Below are 10,694 nucleotides of genomic sequence, written 5' to 3' on the forward strand. Positions count from 1 at the left end.
TTCATGACCTGCCTCCCTCAATAGTGGCTCTGTGTTGTTGCCTCAACCTCAACGTAACCCACGACGTTGAGGAGGGGCAGGTCAATCCATCATGTCTACAGCGTAGTAATCGCCTGTTATGGTAGGAAAAGGCAGCTGTTGGAGCGCTGGTTCCCATCGCGACTGGCGCCGGCAGGCGCCTCGGCGGAGGCTGCCGAGGTTGGCAGTGATCGCCAGCATCGGTAACACCGCAGTCGTGAGCTAAAGCTGCTCCTACAATGAAATTTTTCATGCCACAGCGTTTCTTCACGCACTCCGGTAGCGGAAGACTCGCAGGCTGGGGAGGAAGGGGGTGTCTTCCAGGCGTTCGTCGCTGCGCCGGGCGCGGGTGCGGGTTTCGGGTGGCGCGGCCGGCGGGAGGTTGTGGTCCGGCAGGCGTCCGCGGGGGGCGGGCAGGAAGAGCGGCAGGGCGACGTTCATGGCGCGCCGGGTGCGTCCGTCGTCCAGCGGTTCGGTGTAGAAGAGGTTGGCGCGCATCAGCGGTGCCTGGCTCTGCACCTGGGCGAGGGGTTCACTCGAGGGCAGGCCGGCGAGCTTGCGCAGATGTATGCGTACATGAGGCGCGTCGGTATCCAGCGTCATTAGCTTCTTCTCGACATCGCTCACGCTGAGCCGCTTGATCGAGCGGCCACTGGAATACCATGCCAGGCGCACACGAGCCACCGGCGCTTCGGCCACGGGAATGGCCCGCCAGCACTGCTTGAGATGCAGCCGGGCGAGGCCGCTGCCGCGCAGGTGGTCGTGCAGTTCGGGGTGGCGGAACGGCAGCACCGCCTTGGCCTCGGCCAGCAGCGGCGGGTGGTTGTCGCGGATATGGGCCAGCTGTGTGGCGAATTCGGTCTTTGCCGCGTTCACCGCGGCGACCTTCTCCAGCAGGATGTCATCGGCGGCGACCAGCCCCACATGGCTGCGGGTGGTACGTCCGTCCTGGCCGTCCTGATACCAGAAGTCGAGCAGGGCACGGCGCAACCACGCCTCGCTGGCATCGGCCTGGAAGGCCCAGGCTTCGGCGGGCGAGCGGCTGTAGGCCGACAGCAGCTCCTCGCTGCGCTCGATCAACGCATCGAAGGCCGCTTCCAGCTCGGCCAGCAGGCGGTAGGAGGGCGCCGCGGCCGGGCTCACCGGTCGTCGCCTCGCTCGGCCCGGGCCAGCCACTCTTCGATGTTGTGCTCGTCCATCGCCGGCTCACCGGCGATACGGTGGGATTCGTCGGCCCAGGCACCCAGGTCGAGCATCTTGCACCGCTCGCTGCAGAAGGGCCGGAAGGGGTTCTGTTCGCTCCACTCCACCTTGGTCTTGCATTGGGGACAGGCGACTTTCAGGGGGCGTTGGTTCGATTGGCTCATGAATCCGTTAGGCGTTGGTGGGTATAGGGACATTCTAGCGTCAATGACGGTGGCTGTGTGCCCAGGTGTTACCCGAAAAGCCTGATCAAGTGCGCCTGCTGGCTTTGAGATACACGGCGTTGCGATCCCGCTTGCCCACCGCAATGACAAGTACCACGATCTCTTGCTCGCGGACTTCGTACACCAGACGAAAGCCAGCACTCCGCAGCTTGATCTTGTAGCGGTTTCTGCTGCCCGCAAGGCGCGAGGCAGGGATGACCGGGCTATCCAGGATGGCGATGAGCTTCTTCTTGAATTGGACCCGGACAATATCATCCAGCTTACGCCACTCCTTCAGCGCTTCTTCACGAAAGCGCAGCTCATAGCTCATCCAGGGTCACCGTGACCTCCGCTTGGGAGCTGCGCTCATCGGCAATGCGGTTCAGCTCGGCATCCTCCAGCTTTTCCAGCAACTCTTCGTAGGCGGCGGCCGGGATGCAGTAGAAGGCAGGTTGATTGTGATTCAAGATAGCCACAGGAAACCCCTCGCCCGCAGCGACCGTGGCCATGGGGTTCTTCTTCAACTCCGAAATGCTGGCCGTGGTATCGGCAAGTATCATGTGGGGCATGGCGTTCTCCAGATCCATCCATAGACCGAATTATAGTGCTTTTAAAAGATCTTTAATAGATCTCGGAAAGGCCGCACGATCGTTCGCCCTCAACCAGCAGCCAGCTCACGATACTTCCGATCCAGCGCGGCTACCTGGGCTTTCAGCCGGGCTTCATCGCCGCCGTTGTCGATCACGTCGTCGGCCCTGGCCAGGCGTTCGGCGCGGGGCATCTGCGCGGCGACGATGGCGCGGGCCTGGTCCTCATCGACATCGTCACGGGCGGCGGTGCGGGCGATCTGCAGGCTTTCCGGTACGTCGATCACCAGGCAGCGGTCGGCCATCTCGCTCTGGCCCGACTCGAACAACAGCGGCGAAACCAGCAGCACGTATGGCGCGCCCTCAGCCTGCAGCCGTTCCAGGTGGGCAACGAGACGCTGCCGAATGCGGGGGTGCGTCACCGACTCCAGCCACTTCCGCTCGGCCGGGTCGGCAAAGACGATCTCGCGCAGCGCCCGGCGGTCAAGGCTGCCGTCTTCCTGCAGCACCCGCGAGCCCTCCTTTCGGGAGTAACGCTCGGCGATCTCGGCCAGGGCCGGCTCGCCGGGCTCGACCACTTCGCGGGCCACGTCGTCGGCATCCACCCAGGGCACGCCCAGCGCCGCGAAGGCCCGTGCCACGGTGGATTTGCCCGAAGCGATACCGCCGGTTACGCCAATGATCACATTCACACTCCCTGTGAGCGGGTCAGAACATCATGCCGTAGTAGAGCGCCATCAGCGGCTCGCCGACCAAAAGCGCGATCCAGCCGGCCATGGCTAGGAAGGGGCCGAAGGGCATCGGAGCCCCGCGCAGTCGAGGCATTGCCAGCTGCACCACGATACCGACCACGGCACCGACGCCGGCGGAAAGGATCAGCACCATGGGCAGATACTGCCAGCCCATCCAGGCGCCCAGCGCCGCCAGCAGCTTGAAGTCGCCGAAGCCCATGCCCTCCTTGCCGGTCACCAGCTTGAACAGCCAGTAGAAGCTCCACAGCGACAGGTACCCCGCCATGGCGCCGATCACCGCATCGGAAAGCAGCAGCGGCTGGAACAGCAGCTGGTAGAGCAGCCCCGCCCACAGCAGCGGCAGGGTAAGGATGTCCGGCAGCAGCTGGGTGCGCAGGTCGATCACCGCCAGTGCCAGTAGTGAAAGGCAGGCGCCGAAGATGAACAGTCCTTGCCAGGTGGGGCCGTGCAGCGCCAGCACCGCCAGCGCTAGGGCGCCGCCGGCCAGTTCCACCAGGGGATACTGTGGGCTGATACGCGCTTCACAGTAGGCGCAGTGCCCACGGCGCTTGAGCCACCCGATAACCGGCAGGTTGTCGTGCCAGGCGATGGGCGTTTCGCAGCTCGGGCAGATCGACCGCGGTACCATCAGGTTGAAGCGGGGCCGCTCTTCATCGGGAAGCTCCAGCGCCTCGCGGGCCTCGGCTCGCCAGCCCAGCATCAGCATCACCGGCAGGCGCACGATCACCACGTTGAGGAAGCTGCCCAGGCACAGGCCCAGGAAGGCCACCAAGGGCCAGAGAAGGGCGGGGGGAAGGTCAGTCAAAATAATTCCTTATCAAGCTGCCTCACTTTTCAGCAAGGGCCAGGCGCCTTGCTTGGAGGCATCGAGAATTACCACTTCCACTATACTGCCATCATCGGCATAGCTAACGTGCGTATGCCAGTCCTGTGACACTTCCTTTACGATAGGCTTTTCTGATAGATGCAGTACAAGGATGTCATCAGCTTCGTCGTAAGTGGTTCGCACTGTTACTCCTCCCAGCTGAAGTGGTGCATGATCGTCTTTACGACGAGTCTATCTTCGAGCACCACTGCCGCACAAATCATGTTGTCTTGCCTATCGGCGACGCTCATGGCAATCCAGAGCCGCATGGAATCCTTATATCGAGTATCTCCGATATCCAGCAACTCGAGTAGTAAGGCTTCAGGTATGTTGCGCTCAGCCATACGCTCGCGAGCATGACGCGTAACATGCACATGGCGTGCAAACCGCTGGCAATACAGTGCTTCACTCACAACACCGTGCCGAGCTCGAATATGGGCAGGTACATGGAGATGACCAGGCCGCCGACCAGCACCCCGAGCACCACGATGATCAGGGGCTCCAGCAGCGAGGTGAGGGCATCGACCTTGTTGTCGACCTCCTCCTCGTAGTAGTCGGCCACGCGGTTGAGCATGGCGTCCAGCGAGCCGGACTCCTCGCCGATGCCCACCATCTGCACCGCCAGGGCGGGGAACCGCTCGGTCAGGCGCATGGCGAAGTGCAGCTGCTGGCCGGTGGCGACATCCTCGCGGATCTGCCGGGTGGCACGTTCGTAGACCAGGTTGCCCGCCGCACCGGCGGCGATGTCCAGCGCCTCGACCATGGGCACGCCGGCGCCGTAGGTGGTGGCCAGGGTGCGTGAATAGCGCGCCACCGACGACTTGTCGAGAATGTCACCGATCACCGGGATCTTCAGCGAGAGCTTGTGCATGCGATAGGCGAACGCCTCGGAGCGCTTCATGCCCTGGCGCATCAGGAACACGAAGGCCACCACCATGCCGATGCCCCATAGCCAGTACTGCTGGGCGAATTCCGACATGGCGATGGTCATGCGGGTCATGGCCGGCAGCTCGGCGCCGAAGCCATGAAACAGGCTCTCGAACTGGGGCACCACCTTGATCAGCAGCAGCGCCGTGACGCCGATACCCACGGCGATGACCGCGATGGGATACCACAGCGCCTTCTTCACGCGCCCCTTGAGCGACTCGATCTTCTCCTTGTAGGTGGCGATCCGCTCGAGCATTCGGTCCAGTGAGCCGGAGCTCTCGCCGGCCTCCACCAGGTTGCAGAAGAGATTGTCGAACTGTTCGGGATGCTGGCGCAGCGCCTGGGAGAAGCTCGACCCCGCCGCCACCTCGTTCATCATCTGCTGGACCACCGCGCTCATGGCCGGCTTGCGAATGCTCTCTGCCACCACCTGGAACGCCTGTAGCACCGGCACGCCGGCACGAATCATGGTTGCCATCTGGCGGGCGAAGAGCATGATGTCCCGCGGCTTGATCTTGCCCATGCCGCCGCCAAGGCCTCCCTTGCGGCGCACGTTCTTGACAATGATGTTCTGGTTGGCCAGCTCCCGCTCCACTTCGGCCTTGTGGGCGGCCACCACCTCACCGCGTACCAGCCGGCCACCCGGCCCTTTGCCCGACCAGTTCCAGCGGTAGAGCTTGAGCTTCCGGGGCGCTTTCGCGGTTTTGGCTGCCATGTAGGTTCCTGCTGCGTATGGGAATTATGGTATTGGTTTGTTATGGGCATCCCGCTATTAATTGTTATATCGGCTAGTTTGCCAGTTGGTTTAGTGTGAGCCGCCTCAATCTTTTGTTACGCGATTGACCTCCGTCAAGCTTGTGATCCCTTGCATCACCTTCAGCAGGCCGCTTCTGCGCAGGTCGGGGTGCCCCTCCTTACGGGCCAACTGATCGAAATCCATGGAATTGCCCTGGCGCATGATCAACTGGCTCATCGCACTGCTCACCGGCACCACTTCGTAGATACCCACCCGGCCCTTGTAGCCGTGGGTGCAGTGCATGCAGCCCACCGGCTCGTAGACGGTGGCGCTGCCTACCTCCAGGTCGGTGAAGCCCTCGCTCAGCAGCGCCTCCCGGGGGATCTCCGCAGGCTGCTTGCACTGCTTGCATAGCCGCCGTGCCAGGCGCTGGGCGATGATCAGGCTAACGGAGCTCGCAATGTTGAAGGGCGGCACGCCCATGTTGGCCAGGCGGGTCAGGGTTTCCGCCGCCGAATTGGTGTGTACCGTGGAGAGCACCAGGTGCCCTGTCTGGGACGCCTTCACCGCGATCTCGGCGGTTTCCAGGTCGCGGATCTCGCCCACCATCACCACGTCCGGGTCCTGGCGCAGGAAGGCGCGCAGGGCACTGGCGAAGTCCAGCCCGATCTTCGGCAGCACGTTGACCTGGTTGACCCCCGGCACCTTGATCTCCACCGGGTCCTCCGCGGTACAGATATTGCGCTGCACCTCGTTGAGGATGTTCAGACCGGTGTAGAGCGTCACCGTCTTGCCGCTGCCGGTGGGGCCGGTGACCAGGATCATGCCCTGGGGATGGTCCAGCACCGCTTCGTAGAGCCCTCGCTGTTCCGGCGTGAAGCCCAGTGCGTCGATGCCGATCTGCGCCGAGGCGGGGTCGAGGATACGCAGCACGATCTTCTCGCCGTAGACGGTGGGTAGCGAGTTGACGCGAAAGTCGATGGAGCGGGTCTTGGAGACCTTGAGCTTGATGGCGCCATCCTGGGGCAGGCGGCGCTCGGAGATATCCAGCCGCGCCATCACCTTCAGACGCGCGGCGATGCGCGCCCGCATGGAGAAGGGTGGGCGCGCCGCTTCCAGCAGCATGCCGTCGATGCGCATGCGCACCCGGTAGCTGGTCTCGTAGGGCTCGAAGTGAATGTCCGAGGCGCCGCGGCGGATGGCATCGAGCAGAATCTTGTTGACGAACTTGACGATCGGCGCGTCGTCGGAGCCGCTATGGGTGGCCTGGCTCGACTCTTCGGTGAGGTCCACCCCCTCGTCGAACTCCAGCTCGCTGACTGCGTCGTCGACCCCGGTCAGGTCGTCCATCATGCTGGTGTCGTTCTGGGCCAGGTAGGCCTCCAGCACCGGCAGCAGTTGGTCGACGGGGCACAGCACCGCCTCGATGCTCAGACCGGTGGCGAACTGCAGCTCATCGAGCTTGGCCAGGGTCGAGGGATAGGGCACCGCCACCGTGAGGCGGTGGGAGCGGCGCATCAGCGGCACCACGCACAGCTTGCGCAGCAGCTTCTCGGGATACTCCGTGGACGGTGGCAGGCTGGAAAGGCGCAGTGCGTCCAGGTCGACGATGGGCAGGCCATACTCCCAGGCGGCGCACAGGGTGCCATCGCGGGCAGTGACCATGCCGGCGTCGATCACATGCTGAAGCAGCGTCACCTCGGACTCGCGGGCCTCGTGCTCGGCACGCTCGGCCGCAGCACGCGACAGCAGGCCGTACTCCACCAGCCGCCGTGCCAGGCCGCGCAGGCCCTCGGCGGCCTGGTCCGGATTGGTGGAATCGTCGGCGGTGCCGGCTTCCGAGAAGGGGCGATTACTGTTCATGGCGCCTCTGTCGTTGGCCCGCTTGGCGGGTGGCAAGCGATATAGGGAATACCAGTATACTAGCCCTTTACCACTAGCCATCACAGCGGTGATCTCACACTTTTCTAACCCTGGTATTAAACGGCTGATACATTAACATGAGCTAAGACACTGAGGCAGACGTATGTAGCGCTTGCGCGATGCCAAAGTGTAATTTAGTGTAAGTAATAGGAGCGTGGAATCAGGGACAGAGGCTATTCGCCAAATCGGTACAAAAAGGGGCATTGGCCCCCGGCTGCCGGGCAGCGTCGCCGCAACCCGGCGGCACCGCCGCACAGGCAGTCAGAAAGCAAGGCAGCCGCTTGAAAGGCGGCGATCGGAAAGACAGCAGGTGGCTAGACAGCGATACAAGGAAGCGACTGCTTCCATCGGCATCTCCCAAGGGCCGAGCCAACGAACCAAAGCCACGACCGGGCAACAGAGCAGGGGATTAGGCGATGAACATGATGAAAGAAATGCAGAACCAGCGGGCAGCCCGGAAGGGCCAGGGTGGTTTCACCCTGATCGAGCTGCTGATCGTGGTGGCGATCATCGGCATTCTGGCGGCGATTGCGATACCGCAGTATCAGGACTACACAGCCAGGTCTGCTGAAAGGGCGTGCCAATCTGACATTAGGACTGTGGCATCTGGCTATGCGATAGCAAATGCTGATCCTGATACCCCTCTAACAGGATTTACTGCGGAGTCGGTTCTTGCGGATTATGATGGTAATGATGGGAGTGACGCAAATCCTAGAACTGCTTGTGCCACCATCACATTAACTGATGCAGGGGTTGTGTCGGGTACATTGGGTGATAGGCCTGGCGATGATGCTAATTTGAATGCTGTTACTGCCTTCTCCGTCCCTGAAGAAGATTAAGAATACTGACCTGTAAAGCGAAAGAGGCGGTTCCAGTGGCTGGCAGACATGCCGGCCATTGGCTTTTTTGAGGAACCTAACTCCCCTGGTCGTCTGCCGAGACTTAAGGAATGACGACGAATATCTACTACGATGGGGGCTGTCCCTTCTGTCGGCGCTATGTCGCGCTGCTCAGGTTGCGAGATGCCGCTGGCGAGGTCCGCCTCATTTCCTTGCGGGAGGCGCCGGAGGCTTGCCGTCGTTTCCAGGCCCAGGGCATCGATCTTGATCAGGGCATGGTGGTTGAGCGGAACGGTCGTCTTTACCACGGCAGTGAGGCGATCCACCGTTTGGCGTTGATGACCACACCTGTCGGTTTTTTCAACCGCGTGAGCGCCAGGCTGCTCTCCATTCCCTGGCTGGCTTTGCTGCTTTATCCCCTTATGCGTGCAGTCAGGAATGCCACTTTACTGATGATGGGGCGCCAACCTATCCGAAATACGGTTGAAGGCGAGCAGGCGATTTTTCAAATTGTGAGCCGTTGGTTCGGACTGTTCGCGATACTACATGTCTTTATCTATTACTTCCGCTATACCCCCGGTGTGTTGCATCCCCCCATGCTTGTCATGGCAGCTTGTGGCTTGGCGTTGATTGTCAGGCCGGGGTCTGTGCGTGTTTTTGTGATTCTTGTGCTCGCCATGGCGCTGAATGCCTGGCTCCAGGCGCCTTTATCTTCAAATCACACCATACTCAAGAACTTCTGGCTACTGGGGCTGCTCTTGGGCGGTGGCTACGCATGGCTGCGAGGTGTTGGTTTCGAGATGTTCTTCCGGCAGGTGCGCCCCATTGGCCAGGCGCTTCTGGTGGTAATGTACTTCTTTGGCGTTTTCCACAAGATTAACGCTGACTTCCTCGACCCCGAGGTATCCTGTGCAGTCGAGCTGTGGCGTGTCATGCCATCTTTTCTATCCTGGCTTGACGCGCTCTGGTTTCACTACCTGGCTATCTACGGCACCTTGGTCATCGAAGCCGCAATCATCGTGGCGCTGCTGATCCCTCGCACCCGGCACCTCGGTATTGTGGCCGGCATAGGCTTCCATGGCCTGCTCGCCCTGAGTGGCTATGCGATGTATGCAGTGTTCTCCACCCTGACGATCTTGCTGCACCTGCTCTTCCTGTCGCCTGATGGAGCCCGGCGAATCGTCGACAGCCCGTTCTGGCAGATTATCGACCGTGCATTGCGAAAACCCGTATACGTAGTTTTGTTGACCTGCGTCTTCGTGTTGATCGCTTTGGCGGCGCAGGATCAGGACTACATCCAAGTCAGCTATCTATGGCTGATGATCGCCGCGCCCTTGTTGGGCTGTATCGTGGTATATGGGAAGGGTGAGGACCACCAACCGGTCTTCTGGTCACGCTGGCACTGGTTGAATATTGTCTCCCTGGCCTTCTTCCTGAACGGTGCAATGCCCTATCTGGGCCTGAAGACGGCACAGACCATGAACATGTTTGCCAATCTTCGCCTGGAAGGTGGAGTTTCCAATCACCTGGTCTTCCGCGAGCCCCCCGGCCCCTTCGGTTATCTACAGGATCTGGCAGATGTTCGCCGCGCGGAGCGCGAACTGGATCTTGCGTTCTTCGTGATTCGCGATGATAGCCTGATAGTCTACTACGACCTGCTCAACCGCATGGAGCGCCATCCGGAGGCCCGTGTCAGCTTTACGCGTGCCGGCGTCAACTACAATGACGTGACGTTTGCCGATGTCAAGGAAGAAGCGGAGCAGCTCCTCCACTCTAGAGCATTTCGCAAGTACTTCCACTTTCGTTGGGTAAGAGATTCTGAGAAGGTGACTTGTCATTCGTCTCCACCCTGGGAGCCACCAGGCGATTTGAACTGAACGGAGCTAATCGGGGATAGTGGTTTTTCACCGGTTCTTGGCTGGTTTAAAATATATGAGGTCAGCGGTCCTGTCTGCGTCTTTTTCCGAGGCGAACATAACGCCAGAAACGATATGGCCCTGAAGGGCCACAAGTGAAGGCTGTGGCCGCAGCAGGCAGTCTGGGCACCTCCATGTTATGGACCTTTCGGGCCGCATGACGTAATGTTGCGTGTATAAATGTAACCATTGCGTCACAGCGGAGGTGAGGATGGCGGGCTCAAGACAGCAGGGAGCTGCCCTGGTAGTGGTGCTGGTCCTGATGACATCCTCACTGATAGTGGGCCTGTCGGCCATGCAGGACAGCCTGATCAACGAGAGGCTGGCGGGTAACTACCGTTCGGCTGTCCTTGCCCAGAACGAAGCCGAGGCGGGCCTCTATGCGTTCAATGACGAGTTGCGGGCAGCCGTTACGCAACTGAACGAAAACCAGACCCCCGCTCCACCGGTCTTCGCCAATAATCCTGGCAACTTCCTTCTCAGCCTGCGCGAGGCGGCGGAAAAAGCACGCGACGCTGTTGACTCAACGGACGTTGAGGAAGCCTTGTCTGGCGCCCTGCCAGGTAAGTGGTCAACTCCAGGCAACCTATCAGGCGGGGGCAGGCACCACTGGCGACTGCTGCCGGCGCTACCTGAGGACGATGCTGCGCTGGGTGGCCAGGTCGGTATCCGTATTGTAAGCGCTCCAGCAACCCCATCTGTTCCGTCCTGAGTCAGGCCGGTAG

The 10,694-nt window shown here is 61.2% G+C and carries 13 protein-coding genes; 3 read left to right on the forward strand and 10 right to left on the reverse strand.

The window, feature by feature from the left end; translation table 11 throughout:
• Positions 1-285 precede the first annotated feature (285 nt).
• The 10 genes from KZO25_RS18885 to pilB form a co-directional block, all read right to left on the reverse strand.
• Entirely contained in the window at positions 286-1,161 is an 876-nt protein-coding gene (locus tag KZO25_RS18885; RefSeq protein WP_223138110.1) for a DNA replication terminus site-binding protein, read from the reverse strand.
• A complete protein-coding gene (gene yacG / locus KZO25_RS18890; RefSeq protein WP_223138111.1) occupies positions 1,158-1,385 on the reverse strand; it encodes a DNA gyrase inhibitor YacG in 228 nt (75 codons plus the stop codon). The genes KZO25_RS18885 and yacG overlap by 4 nt, the downstream gene beginning before the upstream one ends.
• An 85-nt stretch (positions 1,386-1,470) precedes the next feature.
• The gene (locus tag KZO25_RS18895) at positions 1,471-1,755 is read right to left on the reverse strand and encodes a type II toxin-antitoxin system RelE family toxin (protein WP_223138112.1); all 285 of its coding nucleotides are present in this window, start codon (positions 1,753-1,755) and stop codon (positions 1,471-1,473) included.
• The gene (locus KZO25_RS18900) at positions 1,745-1,993 is read right to left on the reverse strand and encodes a type II toxin-antitoxin system Phd/YefM family antitoxin (protein ID WP_223138113.1); all 249 of its coding nucleotides are present in this window, start codon (positions 1,991-1,993) and stop codon (positions 1,745-1,747) included. The genes KZO25_RS18895 and KZO25_RS18900 overlap by 11 nt, the downstream gene beginning before the upstream one ends.
• A gap of 89 nt (positions 1,994-2,082) precedes the next feature.
• Positions 2,083-2,697, reverse strand: a complete 615-nt coding sequence (gene coaE, locus KZO25_RS18905; RefSeq protein ID WP_223138114.1) for a dephospho-CoA kinase — start codon at positions 2,695-2,697, stop codon at positions 2,083-2,085.
• 22 nt (positions 2,698-2,719) lie between these two features.
• Positions 2,720-3,571 carry a prepilin peptidase gene (locus KZO25_RS18910; protein WP_223138119.1) on the reverse strand — a complete coding sequence of 284 codons (852 nt, stop codon included), beginning with the start codon at positions 3,569-3,571 and terminating at the stop codon, positions 2,720-2,722.
• Between the two features lie 9 nt (positions 3,572-3,580).
• Entirely contained in the window at positions 3,581-3,772 is a 192-nt protein-coding gene (locus tag KZO25_RS18915) for a DUF2283 domain-containing protein (RefSeq protein WP_083517494.1), read from the reverse strand.
• 2 nt (positions 3,773-3,774) lie between these two features.
• Positions 3,775-4,041: a DUF4258 domain-containing protein gene (locus KZO25_RS18920; protein ID WP_309485747.1), complete on the reverse strand. Its 267-nt coding sequence runs from the start codon at positions 4,039-4,041 to the stop codon at positions 3,775-3,777.
• Positions 4,038-5,270 (reverse strand): type II secretion system F family protein, encoded by a 1,233-nt coding sequence (locus tag KZO25_RS18925; protein ID WP_223138115.1) that lies wholly within the window; start codon positions 5,268-5,270, stop codon positions 4,038-4,040. The genes KZO25_RS18920 and KZO25_RS18925 overlap by 4 nt, the downstream gene beginning before the upstream one ends.
• Before the next feature lie 105 nt (positions 5,271-5,375).
• Entirely contained in the window at positions 5,376-7,154 is a 1,779-nt protein-coding gene (gene pilB, locus KZO25_RS18930) for a type IV-A pilus assembly ATPase PilB (RefSeq protein WP_223138116.1), read from the reverse strand.
• A 476-nt stretch (positions 7,155-7,630) separates the two neighbouring features.
• Between pilB and KZO25_RS20255 the strand changes: the two genes are divergently transcribed.
• The 3 genes from KZO25_RS20255 to KZO25_RS18945 all read left to right on the forward strand — a co-directional run bounded on the left by KZO25_RS20255 (position 7,631) and on the right by KZO25_RS18945 (position 10,681).
• The gene (locus KZO25_RS20255) at positions 7,631-8,053 is read left to right on the forward strand and encodes a type II secretion system protein (protein ID WP_410505426.1); all 423 of its coding nucleotides are present in this window, start codon (positions 7,631-7,633) and stop codon (positions 8,051-8,053) included.
• Positions 8,054-8,163: 110 nt separating this feature from the next.
• Complete coding sequence (locus KZO25_RS18940; protein WP_223138117.1) at positions 8,164-9,930, forward strand: thiol-disulfide oxidoreductase DCC family protein; 1,767 nt, start codon at positions 8,164-8,166, stop codon at positions 9,928-9,930.
• Positions 9,931-10,180: 250 nt separating this feature from the next.
• Positions 10,181-10,681 (forward strand): PilX N-terminal domain-containing pilus assembly protein, encoded by a 501-nt coding sequence (locus tag KZO25_RS18945; protein WP_223138118.1) that lies wholly within the window; start codon positions 10,181-10,183, stop codon positions 10,679-10,681.
• Positions 10,682-10,694: the final 13 nt, after the last annotated feature.

This window comes from Halomonas sp. ANAO-440 (assembly GCF_019915905.1).
GTDB classification, from domain to species: domain Bacteria; phylum Pseudomonadota; class Gammaproteobacteria; order Pseudomonadales; family Halomonadaceae; genus Halomonas; species Halomonas chromatireducens.